The sequence below is a fragment of the Bacillus paralicheniformis genome (assembly GCF_001042485.2).
In the GTDB taxonomy this organism is placed as follows: domain Bacteria; phylum Bacillota; class Bacilli; order Bacillales; family Bacillaceae; genus Bacillus; species Bacillus paralicheniformis.
This window is the reverse complement of record NZ_LBMN02000001.1, coordinates 89,091-110,648: the sequence shown is the minus strand read 5'-3', so window position 1 is coordinate 110,648 and position 21,558 is coordinate 89,091. Positions and strand designations below refer to the sequence as shown.

General features: G+C 42.6%; 21 protein-coding genes. All 21 read right to left on the bottom strand.

Translation table 11 applies throughout. The annotated features are described in order from the left end of the window. Window positions 1–7 precede the first annotated feature (7 nt). Window positions 8–1,351 (bottom strand): phage baseplate upper protein, encoded by a 1,344-nt coding sequence (locus ACH97_RS00580; RefSeq protein ID WP_173636660.1) that lies wholly within the window; start codon window positions 1,349–1,351, stop codon window positions 8–10. Between the two features lie 13 nt (window positions 1,352–1,364). Continuing rightward, entirely contained in the window at window positions 1,365–4,010 is a 2,646-nt protein-coding gene (locus ACH97_RS00575; protein WP_048350599.1) for a peptidase G2 autoproteolytic cleavage domain-containing protein, read from the bottom strand. 35 nt (window positions 4,011–4,045) lie between these two features. Next, window positions 4,046–5,758 carry a phage tail protein gene (locus tag ACH97_RS00570; RefSeq protein WP_003185331.1) on the bottom strand — a complete coding sequence of 571 codons (1,713 nt, stop codon included), beginning with the start codon at window positions 5,756–5,758 and terminating at the stop codon, window positions 4,046–4,048. Window positions 5,759–5,770: 12 nt separating this feature from the next. Continuing rightward, entirely contained in the window at window positions 5,771–6,607 is an 837-nt protein-coding gene (locus tag ACH97_RS00565) for a phage tail family protein (RefSeq protein ID WP_003185333.1), read from the bottom strand. Beyond that, on the bottom strand, window positions 6,607–11,079 hold the full coding sequence (locus ACH97_RS00560; protein ID WP_048350600.1) for a phage tail tape measure protein: 4,473 nt from the start codon (window positions 11,077–11,079) through the stop codon (window positions 6,607–6,609). The genes ACH97_RS00565 and ACH97_RS00560 overlap by 1 nt, the downstream gene beginning before the upstream one ends. A gap of 208 nt (window positions 11,080–11,287) precedes the next feature. Continuing rightward, window positions 11,288–11,650 carry a phage tail assembly chaperone G gene (gene gpG / locus ACH97_RS00555; protein ID WP_003185339.1) on the bottom strand — a complete coding sequence of 121 codons (363 nt, stop codon included), beginning with the start codon at window positions 11,648–11,650 and terminating at the stop codon, window positions 11,288–11,290. Window positions 11,651–11,703: 53 nt separating this feature from the next. Next, entirely contained in the window at window positions 11,704–12,321 is a 618-nt protein-coding gene (locus tag ACH97_RS00550) for a major tail protein (protein ID WP_003185341.1), read from the bottom strand. 14 nt (window positions 12,322–12,335) lie between these two features. After that, window positions 12,336–12,719: a hypothetical protein gene (locus tag ACH97_RS00545; RefSeq protein ID WP_003185344.1), complete on the bottom strand. Its 384-nt coding sequence runs from the start codon at window positions 12,717–12,719 to the stop codon at window positions 12,336–12,338. Further along, a complete protein-coding gene (locus tag ACH97_RS00540) occupies window positions 12,716–13,114 on the bottom strand; it encodes an HK97-gp10 family putative phage morphogenesis protein (RefSeq protein ID WP_003185346.1) in 399 nt (132 codons plus the stop codon). Before ACH97_RS00540 ends, ACH97_RS00545 begins: the two co-directional genes overlap by 4 nt. Continuing rightward, window positions 13,114–13,422, bottom strand: coding sequence for a phage head closure protein (locus ACH97_RS00535; protein ID WP_003185349.1), 309 nt, complete (start codon window positions 13,420–13,422; stop codon window positions 13,114–13,116). The genes ACH97_RS00540 and ACH97_RS00535 overlap by 1 nt, the downstream gene beginning before the upstream one ends. Beyond that, window positions 13,412–13,714, bottom strand: coding sequence for a head-tail connector protein (locus ACH97_RS00530; RefSeq protein WP_003185351.1), 303 nt, complete (start codon window positions 13,712–13,714; stop codon window positions 13,412–13,414). The genes ACH97_RS00535 and ACH97_RS00530 overlap by 11 nt, the downstream gene beginning before the upstream one ends. A 20-nt stretch (window positions 13,715–13,734) precedes the next feature. Beyond that, window positions 13,735–14,160, bottom strand: a complete 426-nt coding sequence (locus ACH97_RS00525; protein WP_003185353.1) for a collagen-like protein — start codon at window positions 14,158–14,160, stop codon at window positions 13,735–13,737. 23 nt (window positions 14,161–14,183) lie between these two features. Beyond that, window positions 14,184–15,467, bottom strand: coding sequence for a phage major capsid protein (locus tag ACH97_RS00520; protein ID WP_048350601.1), 1,284 nt, complete (start codon window positions 15,465–15,467; stop codon window positions 14,184–14,186). A 38-nt stretch (window positions 15,468–15,505) separates the two neighbouring features. After that, a complete protein-coding gene (locus tag ACH97_RS00515) occupies window positions 15,506–16,237 on the bottom strand; it encodes a head maturation protease, ClpP-related (protein WP_021837714.1) in 732 nt (243 codons plus the stop codon). Beyond that, window positions 16,182–17,492 carry a phage portal protein gene (locus ACH97_RS00510; RefSeq protein WP_003185359.1) on the bottom strand — a complete coding sequence of 437 codons (1,311 nt, stop codon included), beginning with the start codon at window positions 17,490–17,492 and terminating at the stop codon, window positions 16,182–16,184. The genes ACH97_RS00515 and ACH97_RS00510 overlap by 56 nt, the downstream gene beginning before the upstream one ends. Continuing rightward, window positions 17,493–17,684: a DUF1056 family protein gene (locus ACH97_RS00505; protein WP_003185361.1), complete on the bottom strand. Its 192-nt coding sequence runs from the start codon at window positions 17,682–17,684 to the stop codon at window positions 17,493–17,495. 11 nt (window positions 17,685–17,695) lie between these two features. Beyond that, window positions 17,696–19,405, bottom strand: a complete 1,710-nt coding sequence (locus ACH97_RS00500; protein WP_003185362.1) for a terminase large subunit — start codon at window positions 19,403–19,405, stop codon at window positions 17,696–17,698. Then, the gene (locus ACH97_RS00495; RefSeq protein WP_003185364.1) at window positions 19,402–19,917 is read right to left on the bottom strand and encodes a phage terminase small subunit P27 family; all 516 of its coding nucleotides are present in this window, start codon (window positions 19,915–19,917) and stop codon (window positions 19,402–19,404) included. The genes ACH97_RS00500 and ACH97_RS00495 overlap by 4 nt, the downstream gene beginning before the upstream one ends. A 229-nt stretch (window positions 19,918–20,146) precedes the next feature. After that, entirely contained in the window at window positions 20,147–20,521 is a 375-nt protein-coding gene (locus tag ACH97_RS00490) for an HNH endonuclease (protein WP_021837717.1), read from the bottom strand. A 26-nt stretch (window positions 20,522–20,547) separates the two neighbouring features. Continuing rightward, window positions 20,548–20,856: a hypothetical protein gene (locus ACH97_RS00485; RefSeq protein ID WP_048350608.1), complete on the bottom strand. Its 309-nt coding sequence runs from the start codon at window positions 20,854–20,856 to the stop codon at window positions 20,548–20,550. A gap of 220 nt (window positions 20,857–21,076) precedes the next feature. Further along, the gene (cotD, locus tag ACH97_RS22585; RefSeq protein ID WP_006637235.1) at window positions 21,077–21,301 is read right to left on the bottom strand and encodes a spore coat protein CotD; all 225 of its coding nucleotides are present in this window, start codon (window positions 21,299–21,301) and stop codon (window positions 21,077–21,079) included. Window positions 21,302–21,558 lie beyond the last annotated feature (257 nt).

Genomic DNA, 21,558 nt, shown 5'->3' with positions numbered 1-21,558 from the left:
ATCTCTCCTACAGGGGAATAATTTCGTCCAAACCATAAGAAGTTATGTTGTCGGACTTATCAGCGATTTGCCCCTCCAGCCTCATATTTCCGTTTGTTTCGATATACAATTTGGTCATCCCTGTTGTACCGAATATAGGAACAAGTCTGCTGCGGAGCTGGTCAGGTCTATAAGAAGCTGGTAGCGTCCCAAAGATCACGCCTCTATTGGTAATGATCTCGCCTTTTAAACACAGAAAACCGCCAACCACCGCACACATAACTTTTCTAGCCCCATGTTTCGCACCGTTTTTTAAAGGAACTTCAGTCCAGACAGGTTCAAAGTCAGTGGAAGTTAATATTCTTTTCCAACCCCTAAAGTCACCATTTGTATGGATGGTCGCGAACCACATCTTATTGTGGTAACTTGCTGTGGCTATAATTGTTTTTCTTCCAGAGTTTCCATCCATAATGTCATAATTGAACCATCCAGCATCATCAGGCGCAGGGTTATTAGGCAGTCTGTTATTGATACCGTAATAAAAGCCAGGTGGCAAAGTTAATAAATCAGTACCATCAGGAATAAGGATTCGCACTCCATTATCTTGTGTCAATTTATACAGTTGAGCATTGTTCCATTTGGTACGTTCGGCAGTCGTCACATGAATTGTCTTATTATTTGCATGAGACTCAGCCCGGGACTCCGCCTCATTCCATTTATCACGCTCCGCTGCCGTGATATGAATATCCGTGTTTGTGGCATGAGTGTCTGTGTATTCCTTCGCGCTTACTGCCGCTTTGTCCGTGTATTCCTTGGCATTCGCTTCAGCCTTATTCGCCTTTTCCGTCGCCCCGTTTTTTGTTTCAATATTTTCAAACTCCGCAAATTTTGCTTTGATCTCATCAAGAGTTTGGCTGATCTCCGCCACCGTTTTGTTAATGCCAGCCCGGAGCGTTTCAAAATCGTCAACATAATACTCCGCAACAGGCACAATGTTTTGATCTTCGAGAGTTTTCTCGATGTAGAAGGTAAAAAAGACTGTCGCAAGCGCCTGACCATTCGTATAATAAAGCTTGATTTCGGCCTTAACTTCGCCGTAATGCTTGAGTTCTTCGTCAGACAAAACATATTCGGCTTTCCCGTTTACCTTGTCCGTCAGCGTCAGGCTGCGTTTATAAAACGAGTCATCCGCATACAGAAGGACAATTTTGGCGTCTACCGCCGAAAGGGGCAATGGAACGCCGTCTTTTGTAAAAGAAAAGGACAGCTTTGCGCTGCCCGTATCCTGGGTGAAAAATTGGATGTTGGTTGATTGTGCGCTCGATTTCCGCGCGTTTATATCAAGTGATATACCACCTTGTTTATAAATCATCAATGAGCCTCCTTTACAGCTGCGGATACATAAAGACCAGGGCGACACCATATCCTTTTTGATGAGAGTAAGGCTGCTTGATACGCATCACATAAAAGCCTGTTCCGTCTTCTGATTTAGTGCCAATTCCACCTGTGGGCACGATGCTGTCTCCTGCCTGGACCGTATCATCAATCCTGACATAGACCTGGCCGACCAGCCCTACAACATGCCACTCGTCCCGCTCTTCTCGCGGAATATATTCTACATCCGGATCGTAATGTGGGTTTTCTTTCGGAACGAGTTCTTTTTGAATCACCACATTACCGTCTTTGTCTTCTGATTCAACGTCGATTTCTTCATAGATGATCCCGCCGAACTCATTTCTTAAATAGCGATCATTCCAATAAAAAGCTGCGCCGCCCATAATGACGCCAGCCGTCTCTGAAATAACGCCTAAAACCTTTTCACCTTTTTCTGCTTTCCTAATTTTATCGCCGTCCAACGTTACCAGGTAACCGGAATCAATCTTGCTGCCGTCTTTGGATTCAAAGTATTCAGCCAAGTCCTTTAAGTCGGAAACACTTTCAATACGACCGGTTCCTAAAACATTGCCAGCCTTTGCGTTTAGCTCTACTTTTTTATTTGAAGCCGATGGGCTCCCGGTGCCATATCCAAGCGCCACTGTATAGCTCTTATTATTTATGACAGCTTGTGAGGATAAAATTGTCCGGGATACTCCGTCCCCCTCAATCCTGACATTATTTGATGATCCGATGACAGACCGGCTTCCGTCTTTTGTTGCGGTCGATCTTTCAGAAGAACCGATCACCACATTCCGCGTACCCTGTGCCTTACATCCGCCGGTTGATCCGATGACAGCTGAAGCCTCTCCGGAAGCGACAGGATCACCGGAAGAAGCCGCAAGAAAACCAGTCTCTGATGTCGCATATCCTGAAGTTGTGGCAACCCTCGTTCCGCCTTTTAAGTTGTTTGGCACATAGTTATACTTTTGGCCTTTAATCATCGCCGAGTAATCATAACCCTCTGCATAAACACCCACAATATTCGCTTGGCTGTTTGGTGAGGTGATGCCATAAGCACCCTTGTCCCCTGTCATGATCCCATTGTTGATGTTAACGTTATATACTCCCCCGCCAATCACGATGCCGCTTTTGGCCGATTTATAAAAAGTGAAGTTCGAGATATTAACATTGTCAGTCCGCTGGTTGCCACCAAAAAGACGGATATCCGCTTCAGCTTTCTTAAACCCACGCACTTGAATTCCATTGAGTGAGATGTTTCGGCTGCGATATTGCAGTGCGATAGCGGGATAATTTTTATAATCGTATGAAGGATCACCGATGGCTGTAAAGCCGCTTACCACGACATTTTTATAGGCAGAAATGACAAGCGCACGCGGTGAAAGGTCCTTATACAAGGAATTAAATACCGGTTCAATCGCCGTGCAATCTGTTAATGTGACACCGTAAGCTGTCGTGCTTTCAGGGTCAGATGCTAAATGATGGCCGATATGACGGATATCGTATGACCGCACATCACGATAAGACACATGACCGATAACATGGACATTTTGAGCAGCCGGCCATTTGGCATGAGCTTTAACCTCCACGCCCCTGACATTTCCCTCAGAATAGCAATTCAGTATCCAGGCGTGCTTTGAACCGTCGTCAATTTCAATACCGTTGGAATTGGACTCCCCCTGTTTATGAGCTTTGCCGCTTGGATAAACACAATGTGAATTGGATATGAAAATATATTCGCTGTAATGTGTGGTAATCCCATCGTCGCCATATCCGTATGCAACGCAATTGTCTAGCCATATATAACGACTCCCGTTCTTCGTATAATCGGTTGTTGGCAAATGATCATAAGTAGGAGCTGTAATATCAAAACCGTGCAGCCCTGGGTTTATCGCCTCAACATCTTTCACCCAGCCATATTTAACATTGGCAAATGTTAAGCAGCTGGAATGTTGCCCGCCAGTCGCCCGAACTCCGCCTTGTCTATTCGGATTCCAATCAAGCGACATCCCCTGCACAAAAATATTTCTGTTTCCCTGCTCATAGTCTGCATTTGTAATCACCCATTCACTGGCGGGCGTATTCTCATGAAGCTTGATGGTCGTGATACCTTTTCCCTTTCCAATCAAGTACGTCCAGGATGGGAGCTTGATGCCTTTCACAATATAAGTACCGGCACTTAACTCAATTCGCACCCGACCATTCCCTAAAGCCTTTTTGAAAGCCTCAGTGCTGTCGGTTTTTCCGTCCGGAACGGCCCCAAAGTCATCTACATACACAGTGCGCTTTATTTTTTGTGCGAGTCTATTAAATTCTAAGTCCAGGCGATCTTTCAATGTTTGAGCAATTTCTCCGTCAGTTGTCACCCGGGCGTCCACTACTTCTTTGACATCTGAACCGTCGTGATTTGTGACTAGGTTGGCAAAGCGTGCTGATAAATTTTTCAGACGGTTTCCAACAGTAAAGCCGCCGTGGTCGATTTGTTCCGACGTGTGGGCGGCTCTGGAAGACTCATGTCTTTTCAAATTATAATCGTGATCATTCAAGGCATTTTCTATGGATTGCATATCTTCACTTAGCTGGGATTCATAAAGTGAATTACGGGTTTTATTATAGTGCTTAATCAGCCGCAACATGTTCATCACTCCCTTTTTGGCAAAATAAAAAACGCCTACCTGAGCGTTTTGAAAAGCTGGTCAATATATCGTTTTTGATCTCTAAGCCTTTTCGCTTGATCCACATTTATGCTTTGGATATCTTTGCGGAAGTTCGCAAACGTCAATTTCGGACTGCTGTATGGGTTCAGAGGGTTGTACTGGATGGACACAAGTCTCACATTATCTTCAAATGTGATACCATCAGCCGTATCAGCCAAGACATGGATGGTGTCGCCTTTCCAGAAATCTTGCTCGATCTCTAAAAGCTTCGGCTCATAGATTTTTTGGAAATCAGCTTCTACCGTCATTTCCGGATATGGATTCACATGCCTTTTTAATGCAGAAATCATACTGCTGGCTTTTTTATAGCGCTCATCCCTGATCGGTTCAGCCCAGCGTGGCTTCCCTTCAATCAAGAATTTCTTTTCGTCTGGATGAATGTATAAAATAGGCTCAAACTCGTACTGAGGGTTTTTGTCATCAGTACTGCTCCCCTTTTTTAAGGCCCCGTATCCCCAGGCACGTGTTGTACTGTTTTGCGAGTTTGTTGTAATTGAAATGCCGGGCATATTATAGCGCGAATCTAGGGTGAAATTAATCCGTTTCCCCATCTTTTTGTAGATATAAATTTTGTAATTATCCACGTCTATTTCAATCCCATAATCCTCAATGATTTCATCCATTAGCTCTGTCGAGTTTTTATCACCGAAATTTTCTTGATCTGCTGATTCAAATTCACTCTCAGGCGTCTTAAAAATATATTTGAAGTCTGTATTCTTCAGCGCAAAATCAAGCGCATCTCTCAATCTTAATTTCTTTGATACAGTTTCATGAATCCTGTTGTTAATAAGCAGCACAGTGAATATGTGGCTTGCTGTAACGGTTTTACTAATAACATTTTTCTCTTGATGAAGTTCGACACCCGTAATGTAATATTTTTGGTGTTTAAATTTTTTCTCATCCAGATAAAGTATGTTATCGTCCACCAATAAATCAAATTCTGTGCCGTTCTCCTGCGTTTTTGTGATAGTGAAGGTAAAACTCTTCTTACCTGTCGTATCGTCTGTCAGATCAACTGACACACCCGTTATTTCCACAACCTTTTTTCCGTCTTTTGTTGACACATGAAGCTGTGGGAAATCGGTATCTGACGGCAGATTCTGATTGAGTGTAATGTCTTTCCCGTCATATTCCTTGCTTGGTATTTCTGGATCAGGTATCGGTGTTTCCGGTTCGTCAGGTCCTTCTGGCACCCCACCCACAGTGTCATATTGTGTTAGCTTGTAGGTTTGAATGAGATTATTCAACTTTGTCGCATAATTGGGGTCAGTCGCATAACCAGCTTTTACAAGTGCAGCACTCGCCTTCTTGTAATCTTTTTCGCCGACTACAGCTTTATAGTGATTCGGATCCCAGCTCGTTCCGTTCACATACAACTTGGCTAAATCCTGAATCGATTCATACCAAGATGGATATTTTCGAAAGCGAGCTTGTACTTTGGTTGCATTTCCGCTCTTATCATATTCAGTCGTCCACATGAGAACATATTGACCGTTATAAGTACCCTTGATGCCGAATAAGTTTTTCCCTTTCTGCACCAGCCCGCTTGTCCCCCATGCGCTCTCTAAACAGGCTTGAGCAATAATGAGAGACGCGAGAATATCATACTTTTTATAGACTCTTTGGGCGTCTGGTGCAATTTCCTTTATAAAATCTGTGTTTGCCATATTGCATGCTCCTTACGCGTAGTAGAAACGGGTATCAAATATGATTTCAAAATCATTGGTATTCAAGATTTCAAACTTATTCATTCCTATATCGAGTCCCGGGAGTCTGCCGGATGTTTTGATAGGTGTTTTATTGATCACTGTGTATTGCTTAATAAAAGAAACACGCTGTGATTTTTTTATTTCCTGTTCAATTTTCAGCTTTTCACCATTTGTATGGTTGATGATCGTCACATTTTTTCCGGCCGCCCATAAGGTCACATTGTAGTCATGTTCCAAAGGATTGATATAGGCATCACCAGTGTTATAAACCTGAAACCTCTTTCGATTTTTGAACCTGTATTCCAGATCATCTCGCATTTGAATGTTCATGCCTGGGCTCCAATGCTCACCGTCAAAATTTTGCTTTGTCAGAGAAGTGAATTTCGATTCTGCCAGTCCAGTGATGTTGTTAAATTCAACTGTGAACGTTACAAAGTTTTTCTCCTTTTCTTTTGGGATACTAAAATTCCCATCACAAGTTACCCGAAAACGGAGATTCGGCAATAAATCGGTCGAGATATAATAGGGAAACGGCTTAACTAAAAGCGCGTAAAGCTCCCGTCTAAATTGATAAAAGTTTTCAGCGATGATTGAATTTAAATAAAATTCAACGGTTATTTTTCTTTCTTTATATGTGACATCCCTTGGATGCTGTGGAAGGACAACTCCGTTTATTCTCGGGATGCTAACTGTCTCGCGTTCAATCCCCGGTGCTTCAGGTGTGAAGCTTAAAGGTTCAAAAAAAGGAAGCAGGCTTTTTAAGCTCTGCTCCCCAAGGCCATTATCGTAATCAAGGAATAATTTCACTATCTCACCCCGTTTATAAATGAAGTTCGAGTAAACCGATCCCCGGCTGATTGGTCAATTTTTCTGCCATCAAGATATGTGTTGCTGTCCTTTAATAAAATCTCCTGCAAAAGCTGTACATTTTTATTTAGAAAATCAATTTGCTTTGCCATCATACTGATTTGTTTTTCTTGATTCTTTACAACACGGCTGATGTCTACAGAAAAATCATTAGGCGGTGGTATCTGCTGTTTGGGCTTTTCCGAAACTTTTTGAAGCAGGAGAAGTGCTTTTGAAATCATCCCATCCTGTAAATCCGGAAGTACGCCAAGTTTGCTACCAATCCGAGCCCATAGCCCAATATTACGATCCCTGTATGAAGGATCTTCCGTGATTGTTGTTTCATCATACCCCCGTTCATTTAAAATGGCCCATTTAGCGCCGCCACGACCAGGTGAGATACCTCCTTTTGCATAACCAACATAGCCGCCACCCCGGGCCATTGATTTCAAACCCGGATGATTTGATATATCTCCATAGCGTGCCTTGATATAGTTAATGGCTGCAAGAATGTTGTCTACAGGATTTAAGATGTTATTATGACCCGGAAACTTATAGGCATTGAAAGTGGACGGAATCGTTTGCATCAAGCCCTGACTTGGATGTCCGGCTTTGGCGTTAGAATCCCATAAGTTGATGGCGTTCGGATTTCCGCCGCTTTCCTTCATGGCGATGGTCACAAGCCCTGGAATCCATGAAAGTGGCACCCCTGCTATACCAACAGCCTCTGTAACCCACTTGTTTACGGCTTTCGTTCCACCACCAGTTCCTTTAAAAGTGGACGACTCTGGCATGACTCCTTTCAGGAATTTAGCTGTCCCATCTTTTAATGTCTTAAGTATACCGGTTCCTAACATATCGATACCTTTTCCTGTTTTGTAGGGGATCAGACCGCTAAATAGTTTTTTAATTAATTTTTTTGGTCCGTTAATTATAAAATCCATAGCACTTGAACTAACATCCCCGACTTTATCCACAACACTTTTTCCGAAAGAAATAGCTCCTTTGACCATTTTCTTAGAGCTTTCAGCAGCTTTTTTAAAAAAGTTCCCGACTCCGCCTGCATATCCAGGAATCCCCGAAGCAGCAAGTTTTTTTGACTCATCATGAGGAAGTACAGATGTTCCACGCGGGAGATCCCAGATTTGCGGGCCGCCCATACCGACTACATACGTTCCGATGCCTGGTGTATGGGCTAACTCCCATCCTTCTTCACCGACAAGCGCTTTTCCTCCAGGGTGAAAATCTGTACCTTTCGCATAATTTGCACCAGGCGCAATTTGCATTTTAGAAGTATCTTGATAACCCTTTGGCTTCCATTCCGGAATCTTAATAGGAATATGAAGAAATTCAAAAACGTTATTAATATAGCCAGTGATCTTATTCATTACCCCAGCTAAATCATTTAGATGAATATTCCATTCCTCAAGAATTTCACCTGTCTCCCAATCAACCTGACCAATATGTCCATAAGCTTGAAGCTTTGCCTCCTTGACTACACCTTTATGCGTCTTTTCTGCTTCCTTAATTGTTTTTTTGGCTTGGCTTCTTGCTTTTTCAACAGTGTCATCGTGTTCTTTCTTTGAAATTGTGCCTTTTACATAATACTGATCATCAGCAGCAGCAATAACGGAATCGCGCTGCTTTTCGGCTGCTTTTATTGTTTTTTCTTTTGCTTTATTACTATTTTTCACAACAGCAGCAGCCTGTTTAGCAGATAAGTTAGAGGATTCTTCCTTCAGCTTCCTTGAAATTTTAATTTGCTCGTCCTTGCTTCGAGTAAGAGCCGTCTCCATTTCGGCAAGCATTTTCCCTTGAATGTTTGTAACTTCTTCATATTCTTTATCCGTAAGCTTACGATGTTCTTTTGCGGCGTTTCGATAAATCTTACTAATACGATCTACGTATCCTTGTATTTTCTTTTGTTTTTTTTGGTTTCCAACTTCAATTTTATTTAGAATCTTAGCTGCTTCCTTATCTGAGGTTTTATCATTGGAAGCATAAAATTCCTTTAATACCTTGGTGGCTGAATCAGCGCTTGTTTGGAATCCTTTTTTCAAAGTCTCTCCCATCGTTGTAAACTGTGTTGCGACATCGTCCGCTATTTTCTTGGTGATTTTTGCATTGGTTATGCGGAGATATTCAAGCTTAGCCGTGACTTTTGTATTCATATCTTCATAAGCATTCACAGCTTTTGCAGTAGCCTTCGAAACCCCTTTACCAAAGTCAATAGTCGATGGAAGAACCCTTTTCTTCAGGTTGTCATAATAGTTCATACCTGCTTCCGTAAGAAGCGTTACACCTGTAATAGCAAGACCAACTGGACCGCCTAACAAGCTCAATCCGCCACGTAAAAGGCCGACAACTCCTGCTCCTTTTTTAAGAATGTTGAAAAGGCCAAAACCGCTTTTTGCAAATTTCATAAAGCCGCCAGCGCCTTTAATTGCATTGGCCCCGACCTTTAAAATACTTCCTCCGAATTTTAAGAGTTCAGGAGCAAATGAAAGTATTAGCCCGGCAATTGAACCAACTGGCCCGCCAAACAATCCAAGGCCAACGCCGGCAACACGTGAAGCACCGCCTAGGCCTTGCATGGCTTTAGCACTTCTGCTGGATGATTGTTCAAGCCTCCCGACTCTGGTTGTTGCCAGATTGGCTGACTGATGAAAACGCCCCATTCGTGTGGATGCTGCTGCCGCTGCCGCAGATGTTGTTGTCATTCCTGCAGCCGCTTGCCTGGAAGCTGCACCCGCTGCAATAGCTTCTGTAGAATAAACGCCAAGACTGCCCGATGCTCGATTAATATTACGCGTTAAATATCCGCTTGCCGTCCGAAGCATATTCCAACCTGCTGCTATCTTTGGCAAAGAACCAAGCAACAGTAAGAACGCGCCACCTAAGAGTGAAAATACAGTGACGGCTCCTCCAGTAATTGCAATTGTGCGCGCAACGGAAGGAGGCAATGAATCAAACCAAGTAACAAATTTGGTTAGCCCGTCAGTGGTTGCACGTATGACAGGGATAAATTGATTTCCTAATGTGATAACAGCGTTATTGATCGCAGATTTCAGATACTCAATAGAGCCAGCCAGGTTGTCCATTTGCTTTTTGGCTACTCTTTCAGCTGTGCCGCCGCTTCCTTCGATTTCCTTTGTGAATTCTTGAAGCTTATCTTTCCCGGCGTGCATTAAGGTAATAAACCCGGAAAGCGCATGCTGCCCAGCCAACTGTTTTGCAATTCGAATTTTTTCAGTTTCGGTATAATCTTTTGTTTTCTCATTGATCTGGCCGATAATATCCGCAAGTGGTCGCAGTTTCCCTGTCGAATCGGTTACCTTCAAACCTAATTCATCGATCGCATTTCCAGCTTGTTTTGGTGGAGATGATAAACGGGTCAGTGTAGCTCGCAAAGCTGTTCCTGCCATATCAGCCTTGATCCCGCTATTTGCCATAATGCCTGTCGCTGCTGCTAATTCTTCCATGCTGAGTCCTGCCGTTTTTGCTGCCGGAGCCGCATATTTCATCGTTTGGCCGATCTCTTGCAGGGTGGCATTTGAGTTGGTGAAAGTATACGCCATGGCATCCGCAACACGGTTTGTGTCTTCAGCCTTGATATGAAATTCAGTCAAAATGTCAGAAACGATATCGGCCGTAACTCCAAGGTCTGTTTGACCGGCTGCAGCAGTCGCGAGAAGACCAGGCATAGCCCCAATAATTTGATTTGTTTTATATCCGGCCATCGCAAGATACTGCATACCTTCTGCAACTTGGCCATCAGTATATTGAGTTGTTGCCCCTAAATGACGAGCTGTTTTTGTAAGATCAGCCATCTGGTCGTTTGTCGCATTTGCTAAAGCACCGACACGGCTCATCGCTTTTTCAAAATCAGCAGCAGCTTTAACAGTCATTCCAATCCCAAACGATCCCGCTGCACCGAGAGCAGAAAGAGCCTTTCCAGCGGTTGAGGCTGCTTGATACACCGCGTTTAACTCTTTAGATACTTCTCCTGAATTGCGCTTAAACACAGAAAAAACACTCGCTGCTCGCCGGGTGCTGTTTGTGGTATTTTCAAATTGTTTTGTTACTCGTTGCAGTTCATTTCCAAGGCTTTGATGAACGGCAATTGCATCATTCAGCCGACGGCCTTGTATCTGTGTTTCTCGATTATCCAGCCCTTTTTCTCTGACCAGCTTATTGTATTTTGCCCGATGCTCATCAACTAAACGGCCTTGTATGCGGTATTTATTATTGAGTCCTTCTATTTGCGATTGAAGAAACTTAGACTGATTGCCCGCAGCTTTATAAACTGCACCAGATGCTTTCATTTCCGAATTCGCTAAACGCATTTGCCGCTTTAAACCTTCGATTCCACGATTAAAGCCAGTATCATCAAGGCCTACTTTAACAATCATATTTCCGATAGGTTGCGCCATATGTATCCACCCCGCTTCCCTGGCATAAACTCAACGAAAAAAGACCGGCGATAAAGCCAGTCTTAGAAAAATATTTGATCAATTGGAACAACTTTTGGTTTATTTTCATGAGCCAGGACTTCTAAGTAATGGTAAATATCCATCTCGTCAATTTCAGTCATGGTCCATCCCTGTTTTAAAAGGGTCGCATATATATCATTGAGCTGTTCTATTCCGTTTTCAACTGTAAGTCCTCCGTTTCCGCTGCTGGCAAAAAATCTTCTTCCTCATCTGGTTCTTCATAGCCCATGATTTCTCCCATAATTCGTCTTACTTCATCGGAAACTTCAAAGGACTGTAATCCTTCTTGAAAATCCTCTAAAGTAAATTGATTGTGAAATACCCGTACAATGAATTTCATACGATCCTCAAGGCTTTTGAGTACTTCTTTAAGATTTTTTGCTTTAGAAGCTGTCTCATCTAACTTTAAGGCTTCAAATAACGTCTTTGTGTTTGTACGGGGAGCAATAAACGTTTTATATTTTCCTTCTTCTTCAAACCATAATTTAATAGAAATATGTTTTTGAGCCATGTTGACTCCTCCTTTATTTTGTTAGATTTAAAAAAGAAGCATAGAGCTTCCCTTTATACTGTCTTTCCAATGTCTACGCTGGATTTATTATCAGAGCCTGAGTCCGGATTTTTATAAGCATTGCCAAACACTTTTTCATAAAACTTGTCCAAATTGAAATTCGGTGCGTCCTCATCAGCCAATACTTTATAGGCGTTGTCTTGTTCGCGCTCCATAAATTCAGCAGAAAGTTTGACCGTCTGAAAATCAGTCTTTTCTTCTTTTGTTTTCCATTCATCATCCGGAAGAGAAAAACGCCCTTTCACTAAGCCTACATGGCGATTCTTGCCGTTCGCTTTTGGCCCATAGAAAGACATCGCAACCCATGGCGCGATAACATTCTTTTTGAACATATAGATCCCGTCTGTTTCTTCTATCCCAAACAATTCCTCCAAAATTTCCATTGGCAGATCCCGCATTTCAAGCTCCAATTTTGTGGAACCAGTCGTGACAGCCATATCCACCAGTTTGTTGTCTGCATACTGCTTTTCTGTTGATGTTTCCGTATTGACCTTCGCGTTAATTGCGTAAGGGTAATCAATAATTTTTGTAGCCACATAAAAGCCATTTTCCTTTTTTAAAGGCGCAAATTTAACGCCTTCCAATCCGGTAACTGAACTGTATTCAGGCATTCTAAAACCTCCAATTATATTAAAATATTGGCCTCAAATCGGCGTCCCTTCCGAATAAGACCCTCATCTTTTAAAAAATCATTGATTAAAATTCCTGTTTGAAAATCCATTCGATTCATGACCCCTATAACGGCAGCCAAAATCTGATCGCAGGATGAATCGTTGTATACATCAATTTGATAGACAGCGCTGTCCTTGATCGGCTTTCCATCAGCCCACTTGGTAGTTCTGTAGTCCAATTCCTGTACGACGATATAAGCTGGTTTGCTTTTGATGCCAATCGGCACCGCAAGTTCAAAAATGTTTGCAGGATCAGCCAATAATAAAAGCGCCGGATCAGTTTCCAGCGCTTCAAATACTTTATTTTTTAATTGCAAAGCTCTTTCCGCTACATTCATAGCTTGTACCCTCTTTTTATAACGCTTGCCATCGCCTGAAGCATCCTCTCATTGGCACTTAGCATACTCCGCTGAATAGACGGGTTAGCCGGCTGATGAATGGTTCCGAATTCAGGCAAGTGGACACGGAACTTCGTATCTTTTGTAGGACCAACCACTGCATATATCTCACCATCGGGGTCCTTTCTCGTACGATTACCAACGATAATATCTTCATCAATGTGGGGATGGCTCCCCCCAATATTGGAACGGGGAGCATTCTTTTTAATTTCCTTCGCAAGAACAGCGCCCCCAGCTTTTACAGTAGCTTTATTTATTTTTTCATCCTTCCTTGCGAGTGAGGATAAATATGAATCTAATTCTTTAAAGCCCTGCATCTCCATTTCGATTTTCATTATTCCACCGCCTTTGCCCTAATTGTGGTGAAATTTTTCCGGGAATAGTTCGGTATGATAGATTCTATTTCATATGATTGGTTTTGAAAAAGAATCCGCATATGTTTACCAATACCTTCACGGTGTCGGATCGTAAATTTTACTGTTTCTTCCTTCTTGACGGCAGCGGCCGCATAATATTCCCGGCCTTTTAATCCTTCAGCTTTTGCCCAGCATTCAACGACCGTTTCATAGTCACCTTCCACAGGGAGACGGCCGCCTTCTTTTTTCTTTTGAAACTTGATTCGATATCGCATGTCATTCAGCATCGGCATCAGTCTCCGAAACTGTGTATTTTAATTGATTGATCAACGTTGTCAGAACTCCATCAAGGTTTGAAGTTGTGCCAGCTATTTCACGGTTTTCATACCAGTGAGTTACAAAAGCCTTTACACACAAATCTGCGCGAGCTGAATTATTAGGAAATTTCAGGCCCGTTGCGGATGTAATGTATTCTTTTGCTGAAGCGATAAACCCAAGAATTAAATCATCCTCCAGATCACCATCGACCCGGAGGAATTTTTTCGCCTCTTCAAGCTCTTTTTGTTGGGTTTCAGTCATAGGGCATCACCTATCTTTCGTTAACTAGATGCGCCGCCTTTGAGCTCATCAATTTGCTTTTGTAGACCTTCAAAAACGGCCTTTACTTCGCTGTTAAAGTGATCCAGCATGACGCTGCCGGTTCCGATGTTGTTGCTTCTAACAGACTTGTCCGCAAGCATTTCATGTAGGATACTTTTCTCTCCAATGTCAGCCGGATCGCCTTTGTCACCTTTCGGGCCTTGGGGTCCTGGCTCTCCCTGTGGACCTTGCGGGCCGGTATCTCCTTTGTCCCCTTTTGGCCCTTGAGGTCCCTGCGGCCCAGGTTCCCCCTGCATTCCCTTAATGTACAAAGGATTATCCTCGCTGTTTCCTTTCAAATAAACCGGTGTTACCGGCTTTCCTGTACCGTCGTCCTCTGCAGAAGTATAGACTCCGTTACTTTGGTTTAAAAATTGATCTGCCATATCTCATCATCCTTTTCAATTTTTTATTTTCCAACGTCAACTGATTTATCTTCTGTGTCGCCGGTACTTGGAGTTTCATTGTCGGGAACAGCGTCTTTAATAGATGCAAATTCCGCGTAAACAACAGCATCCGTGTCCCAAAGTACAACGTCCTCACGTTCAATGATTCGCATATCTGTAGAGTTACGGTAGAATGCTTTACCACCGACATTTGTCGTTAAAATGGAATATTGCTGACGATCAAAGAGTTTGACAGCTTCTTTAAGGTCTCCAATGATTAATGGATATTTTGGAGTCGTTTTTGTACCGCCGTTTGGCAAATACTTATCAGAAATGACGGATACCGGCTTACCGAACAATAATTTTTTAGTTGGATCAGTAGGGTTCGGTTGAAGCAGGTAACGGCCGAAAGCGTCTTTCAGTTTATCTAACACGTTAAATCCTGATTGGTTCGTGACAACTTTAGTCGTGGCATTAATAGCCGGATCAAGTTTGACATTGAGAATGTCTTTAATGTCGTCCTGCTTCGATACTGTGGTTTTTGCAAGTGTTCCTAATTGATTAAGAATCAACGTATTGCGGGTCACGGCCGACTTTTTGGCAAGCCAATTAGAAAGGTACTGCAAAAGCGCTTCTTGTGTATCTGCAAGCAAATCATTAGAAAGAACCAAAATCCCGGCATAGTCTTTAATGCTATACTTTATGTTTTCAAATTTAGGGTTCTCTAATTCTTCAATATCTGCTAATTCCTCAAGATTTACTAACGGGGTGATATCCGCTAGTTTTTCAAGAACCCTTGACCCTTTGTTTGTTGATACCGGAATGACATCGACGAGATTTGCCAACGTATCAAATTGACGTCGTTTTTCATTTATTTTCGTGGAGATATCCTGCGGTACAATAAGCCCGCCGTCCTCATCCACACCTTCTTTCATCGCGGCAAGAGGTTGCGGTACTTTGCCTGTTCTAAGGGCGGAAGCAAAAAGTTTAACATGATTCTTCACTTCTGTTTTAGCGATATCATCCGTTGGCTGTTGCGGGTTCTTTGCCTCTGGATCTTGCTGCGGCTCTTCCTGTGCATATGAAACCTGCATGTTTCGTAAATCCTCATATGTCTGAATTTGATCTTTAATTTGTTGAGCTTCTGCAAGTAGTTTTTTGGCTTCATCAAGTTTTCCCTCATCGGTCAATGCTTCAATTTTCGTACGCTTTTCCGCCAAAGCCTGACGTAATGCTCGTTCTTGTTTAGACATTCCGCCCCCGGCGAAAAATTGAATATCGAGTTTCAAAAGTTCTTTCTGTTTCAAATGCTTATCCTCCTTAAAAATGGCATAAAAAAGAACCCTTAAAGATTTAAGAGTTCAAGTTTCATATTGATCTTTTGTTTTAGTATTTCATTCGGGCTTGTTTCTTCAGCCGAATTTCCAGCAGCAGATTGAGCAACAATTTTGCCTGGAACATGTTTAAAATGTGCCAGCACCTGATGATCAATGCAGGCTGCTACATCCTTTGACTCTGAAACCTCATCGATCAAGCCATAATTTAAAGCTTCATCAGCAGTAAGCCAGGTTTCTTCATCCAGCAGCTGGCGTAAAGTCGCGTCATCCAGTTTGTCTCCTGCTTTCGCAAGATATGTGGAAACGATACTTTCAGTAATCTTGTCCAGATCATCGGCTGCCTTCCGGAATTCCGCTGCATTCCCGACCATCCCCATGTATGGGTTGTGAATCATCATCATGGCGTTACTTGGCATCGTGATGATGTCCCCCGCCATTGCAATGACAGAAGCAATACTTCCAGCCAGTGCATCCACATAGACATTGATTTTTGCCTTGTGACGCTGAAGCATCGAATGAATAGCCTGCCCCTCGAAAACATCCCCACCGGGCGAATTAATGTACAAATCAATAGAGCTCACGTCACCTAAACTTTTCAACTCAGCCTGAAAGGCCTTGGACGAGCTCTCGCTAAACCATCCTTCGCCAGTAATAGAACCGTAAAGCGTGATTTCAGCAGTCGAATCATTCAGAACCTTCATGTTCCAATACTTGTTTTTCTTCTTCTGTTCCGTTGCCATCACCCCCTTTCAGGCGATTTGAAGACCGTTTGACCTTGCTAAGTTGATACTCTTTCATAATTGAAAGGGGAACAAGGTTTAAGTTTCCATAATGCTCATCGCCGATCTCCCCGATACCTGTCATGTCCTCTTTTTGAAGAATAGTATTGACGCTAAAGGCGCCTACGCTTTGCATCGTTTTATAAAATTCAGCACGTGATTTACTATCCCCGCGAAGCTCTGATTCCAGGTTAAATTTAAAGTAATAGCCAGCTCCCTGCTGCTTCTCTGTCAAAACCTTATCGTTTAACTCTTGTTCAATATTTGTGACGATTGGCTGTAAAGTGGTTTTGACATAATCTAAGGATTGTTGCTCAATATTTGAAAATGTTGCCCTGTCCAGCTCACCTATTTTATGCGGAGGCACCTTATAAATCGATGCAATCTGTTGGCGATTCCATTTCATCGATTCAATAAATTGGGCATCTTTCATAGGCATGGTTACCTGTGAATAATCAAGCCCGGCGTCTAAAACTGCAATAGACTGCCCCGCATTCACCCGCTCCCAGTCTTCTCTAAGAATTTGTTTACTTTTTCGATCTAAAAGGGTCGGCGCTTTAACAACACCGAACGGTGCACCGCCATTCTTGTAAAATTTCGCGTTAAATTTTGTCGCAGCTCTATTTGACCCTATATTGTCCCGAATAACTGAAATCGGAGTTTGCCCCACAATTCCGTCAAGAGACAGGTTTTTAAAATGCAGCACCTCTTCATAAAAAAACTCACGGTATCTGCCGTCAATCGTTGTGGAGTACCAAACACGCCCGTTATCGGGATCAATATTTGTGTTGGTTGCTTCCGGATCCAATGGTCTGATACCCGTCACATTTCCGTCTTTATCAAAAAGTAAAAGGTTGTAGCTGTTTCCCCAAGTGCAAAGCCTTGTAACCAAAAGCCGCTTCCACACAAAGCTTGTCATATAGTCATTGACTTTGTTCAGAATGATATCGCTGACTTTATTTTGAACCTGTTGTATGTTTCCATTTTGATTCTGAAAAAGTTTAATCGGCAGTTTTGCAATATCATCCGCCAAAACAATCACACAGGCATATACATCCGGATGAAGAACGGCCGTTTTTGTTGATACCCTTTCACCAGATGCGCTTTCAGATCCAGCAAAAATATTTTTGAACCAATCAACCGGATGGAGAAGGGAACCGCTATCCTCTTCAGCAATTTCATTTTTTATTCCGCTCTTTAAACGGCTTAATAGCATCTATTTCCCTCCCTCATCCTTATTTTTTTGACGAACAAATCCTGCCAAGCTGGCAAGAGAAAATAAAAAAACACCGGTTGCGATTAAACCCGCGTTTACGTTTATTCGATATATGGCTATTGAAATGAATACCATGCCCGCAATAAGCAAGATATCCTCTAAAAATAGCTGTAAGGTTTTTAAAATTTTCAAGTGCTCACCCCCTACAGACTGAAAGATCCAGACTGAATATAAGCGTTTAAGTCGATCGCCGTATCAATTTGTGAAGCCCGAACATGTGCATTAATAAGCGCGGCTGCCGGGTCAATCCGTTGTGTGGACTTGGACTTATCCAGCATTATATTTTCCTGGGCATCCACTTTTGTAACGGCGTTCCCCATAGCCCAAGTCAGCAGATCGTTTTTATTATGGATGATCTTTTTCGCCTTCACTTTTTCGCGGAAGTCTTTCGTAGGCTCTGAAAGTGTGGCAACACCCTGCCGAATTTCAATCATCACATATCCGTCTGCCTCCATCTGTTGGGCAAACTGTGTAGCGTTATACGGGTCATAGGCAATTTCTTTGATCCGCCAGCCTTTCTCTTTCTCCATTTTTTTAATGTAAGCCCTGATATAGTCATAATCGACAACAGCGCCGTCGGTGACGGTTAACCAGTTCTTTTCCTTCCACAAATCATACGGCACGTTATCTGTCTTCATGCGCTCATAGAAGGTATCTTCAGGCATAAAACCGTGACTATCCACAGCAAAGCTCCCATTATCCAATGGGAAAATAAACGAGACAGCTGTCAGGTCAATTCGTTTTGACAAGTCAATCCCTACATAGCACTCACGGCCGGATAAATCAGGGAACTGATCAGATCCGCAATCCTTCCAAGCCTGCATATCCATGTATCCACCGTCGCGCATATTAACCCAAACATTCATATTCTTGGTCAGGAAATCCCTCATCTTTTCAGGAACAGCCAGAGCCATTTCAAGACGATCTCGCAAATATTTTTTCCCAACTTCATGAGAAGCTAATATCGGATTAGCCTTTATCCAATTCCTTTCATCCTTTATGTCATCGTCTTTATCTATTTCGTTCACCATGACAAAATACTGTTCATTTGTCTCTACTTTGTTTGGATCGAGAAGACGTGAAACATAATCATACTCCACACGATAGGCCGGATTGTTTAACTCGTGCCCCGCTGTCGTGATAATAACCATGATCGGCTGCGTTCTTGCGCCCATCCCCGACTCCAGGATATCGTAAATCTCTGACGTTTTATGAGCATGATATTCATCGATTATGCCGCATTGCGGGTTAAATCCGTCACCGGTCTTCCCTGCATCTTTAGATAAAGCTTTGATGGTTGAATTTGTTTTTGGGTGTTCAATGGTGCTGTATGCAATCCTGTATTTTTGCTCAGGTTTGTTTAGAAGTTCGCACCCTTCTATTTGGGCTTTTATCTCCTTCCAACATATTTGAGCCTGCTCCGTCTTTGTTGCCCCTATATAAACTTCAGACATTTTCTCATTGTTTGCCATTGCTTCATAGGATGCAACACATGCTAGACTCTGAGTCTTTGCATTTTTACGGCCAACTTGCCAATACACTTTTGTAAAACGGCGGTATCCTGTATCTTTATGAATCCAGCCATAAACATTACCGAAAATAAAGATTTGAATACGATCTGGAACTATGTTTTCACCAGCTAATGGCCCTTTTGTATGTTTGAATTGCGTCATCCAGTAAAGAAAGCGACGGGCTTTTTCATCGTCAAACACGTAAGGAAACTCTCTTGTTCCTTCTCTTTTAATATCATTTAAAAACCGCTGACAAGCCCATATATGCTTTTCGCACGCAACAATCTCGCCCGATATCACATCGCGCGAGTAATCAATCATAAACTGTTTAATTGTATTCATACATTACTAAACTCCTTTTCTGCTAAAGTCTTCTCCCGTTCTTCCTGGGTTTTCGTGATCGCGAGCTTGGCACGTGCAGACGGAGTGAGCCCAAAGTCATTTGCAGCCGATTTCATTTGATCATAGAAATTTTTCTGCCGTTTCAGCAGAGGGTGCTCTTCTCCAACCAACTTGATCGGCTCTCCGTTTTCATCTTGACCCTCTGTATGAATCATGATGCCGTCTTCTTCAATAATTTTCGAAATAGAGATGTACTGAGAATATGCATTACAGTAGGCAGCCAACATGCTGATATCCGCCTCCGTCATAATTTCCACCTCAGATAATAAAGCAGCAATCCGCTTAAATTCTTTTTTAGCCACCTTATCCAGCCAGGTAGGCGGTTTGATATTGTCAGCGCGCATTTTCATTTTTTGTTCGTATTTAGCCCGCGCGGTCAGTTCTTGCGTATTCTTTTTATTCGGATTGCCCTGTATTAATTGAAGGGCTGCGGATTTTGCAGGTCTCGGCATGTTTTCTCACCTCATTTCTTAAAAAAATTGCAATTTTATGCTTGTTTTTTTCACCAAGCATGCTATGATGAAGGTGACAACAAAACCAGTCATATCAAGCCCTCTCGGCAAATGTGCCGGGAGGGTTCTTTGCGTTTTTGGAAACTTTGAAAAGCGGTGTTTGTTTGCAGAAGATGGGGCGCCGTTCCCGCGGCGGTTGTTTCCCAAGGATTTTTATAGGGGGGTATCCCTACTTGACCGACTTGCTTCGGTCGCCGTGAACCTTGTTATGGCAGGCATTGCAGAGACTTTCGAGATTTGAAAGGTCTAAACGCTTGGACCAGTCCTGCTTTACCTCCACAATATGATGGACCATGTCGGCAGGAGTGAATCGGTGTTCTCTCAAGCATTGCTGGCAAAGACGATTGTCACGAAGCAAAACAAGTTCTCTTGTTCGTTTCCATTCAGTTGATTTATAAAAACTTGTTATTGTTTTGTTTCTTGAATGTTTGTTGTAATGTTTCGTTTCCTCCTGCTGGACGTGCTTATGGTCAGGGCAGTAGCCCTCTCGGGTAAGGGCCTTACACCCATAGGCCTTACACTCCCTTAACGGCTTAGGTGGCATTGTAATCCTCCTTTAGTGTCAAACACTTATTGGTCCAGCTCTTCATTTGCTTGATCGATTAACGGCTGCATAAGTAGGCCAATACGCTCCTTTAAATTGAAATACTCTGCAAGAAGACGCTCGGCTTTCTTTAGCCTCTTGGCTTTGTCGTACTGACTCTTCACACTTCTGATACGTTTTTGCAGCTCTCTAATTTGTGGAGTGATCACAGAGAACACAGCCCTATGCTGGCAGGCGGGGCATTGAATATACCCAATTTCAACACCATTCTCCCTTTTCTCCTCCCGCAATAAAACCCCATGAACCTCGCCGCAATGCTCGCACTTTGACTCCATTTGGATCATCTCCCTCAAATAAAAAACGCCCTCCCTTGTGGGAAAGCGCCTGGATATATTCTTTCTAAACCAGGCCCACACTCAGAGGCTCTCATTGGCCGCCAATCGTTTATTCTGAGATTTACTGGACCCGGTTTACAGAGAACATAAAAAAGCACCCTTCATTTGGGTGCTATATATGATGATGCACTGTAAACCATACAGATATTGTTTAATCCCACTAGTTACAACATGGTTTACCACAATGAGTATGAGAGTGTGTAACAGGATCGTAACTAGAATAAGTGTGTGGATATTGATGCACATGCTGGAAATGCTTATGATGCACATTTGTTATATGCTGCGGATGAATATGCGGCACAATTGTTTTAGAAAAAGTATGAGTTTGACAACAATTAGTCGGGTGTACAATTGGCGGCATCACATTTGGTTTGCAATGAAACATGACTAAGCTCTCCTTTCATTCATTGATCATATTCATTATTAAACTATGATAAACAGTGTATACATGTACCATTACAATCACCCATATTTGTCCGATCGAGTACTATCCACAGCCTAAATCAAAAAAAGTATCCTCAAAAATTTTTTAAGGATACTTAAACTGAAAGGTGAGAAGTAAATATATTTATTATTGATTTCGATCCATATTTGCAGCTTGTCTATTCGAATTCATTCAAAAAAAACAAGAAGCATCCTTCA

Excerpts from the sequence above, each read along its gene's own strand:
- ACH97_RS00495 (WP_003185364.1), bottom strand. The coding sequence starts at position 19,917 with ATGCCGAGACCTGCAAAATCCGCAGCCCTTCAATTAATACAGGGCAAT.
- ACH97_RS00525 (WP_003185353.1), bottom strand. The coding sequence starts at position 14,160 with ATGGCAGATCAATTTTTAAACCAAAGTAACGGAGTCTATACTTCTGCA.
- ACH97_RS00490 (WP_021837717.1), bottom strand. The coding sequence starts at position 20,521 with ATGCCACCTAAGCCGTTAAGGGAGTGTAAGGCCTATGGGTGTAAGGCC.
- ACH97_RS00545 (WP_003185344.1), bottom strand. The coding sequence starts at position 12,719 with ATGAATGTAGCGGAAAGAGCTTTGCAATTAAAAAATAAAGTATTTGAA.
- ACH97_RS00580 (WP_173636660.1), bottom strand. The coding sequence starts at position 1,351 with ATGATTTATAAACAAGGTGGTATATCACTTGATATAAACGCGCGGAAA.
- cotD (WP_006637235.1), bottom strand. The coding sequence starts at position 21,301 with ATGTTTCATTGCAAACCAAATGTGATGCCGCCAATTGTACACCCGACT.
- ACH97_RS00500 (WP_003185362.1), bottom strand. The coding sequence starts at position 19,405 with ATGAATACAATTAAACAGTTTATGATTGATTACTCGCGCGATGTGATA.
- ACH97_RS00530 (WP_003185351.1), bottom strand. The coding sequence starts at position 13,714 with ATGACTGAAACCCAACAAAAAGAGCTTGAAGAGGCGAAAAAATTCCTC.
- ACH97_RS00550 (WP_003185341.1), bottom strand. The coding sequence starts at position 12,321 with ATGCCTGAATACAGTTCAGTTACCGGATTGGAAGGCGTTAAATTTGCG.
- ACH97_RS00560 (WP_048350600.1), bottom strand. The coding sequence starts at position 11,079 with ATGGCGCAACCTATCGGAAATATGATTGTTAAAGTAGGCCTTGATGAT.
- gpG (WP_003185339.1), bottom strand. The coding sequence starts at position 11,650 with ATGGCTCAAAAACATATTTCTATTAAATTATGGTTTGAAGAAGAAGGA.
- ACH97_RS00535 (WP_003185349.1), bottom strand. The coding sequence starts at position 13,422 with ATGCTGAATGACATGCGATATCGAATCAAGTTTCAAAAGAAAAAAGAA.
- ACH97_RS00510 (WP_003185359.1), bottom strand. The coding sequence starts at position 17,492 with ATGCTATTAAGCCGTTTAAAGAGCGGAATAAAAAATGAAATTGCTGAA.
- ACH97_RS00540 (WP_003185346.1), bottom strand. The coding sequence starts at position 13,114 with ATGAAAATCGAAATGGAGATGCAGGGCTTTAAAGAATTAGATTCATAT.
- ACH97_RS00515 (WP_021837714.1), bottom strand. The coding sequence starts at position 16,237 with ATGGCAACGGAACAGAAGAAGAAAAACAAGTATTGGAACATGAAGGTT.
- ACH97_RS00570 (WP_003185331.1), bottom strand. The coding sequence starts at position 5,758 with ATGGCAAACACAGATTTTATAAAGGAAATTGCACCAGACGCCCAAAGA.
- ACH97_RS00485 (WP_048350608.1), bottom strand. The coding sequence starts at position 20,856 with ATGGAGTCAAAGTGCGAGCATTGCGGCGAGGTTCATGGGGTTTTATTG.
- ACH97_RS00575 (WP_048350599.1), bottom strand. The coding sequence starts at position 4,010 with ATGTTGCGGCTGATTAAGCACTATAATAAAACCCGTAATTCACTTTAT.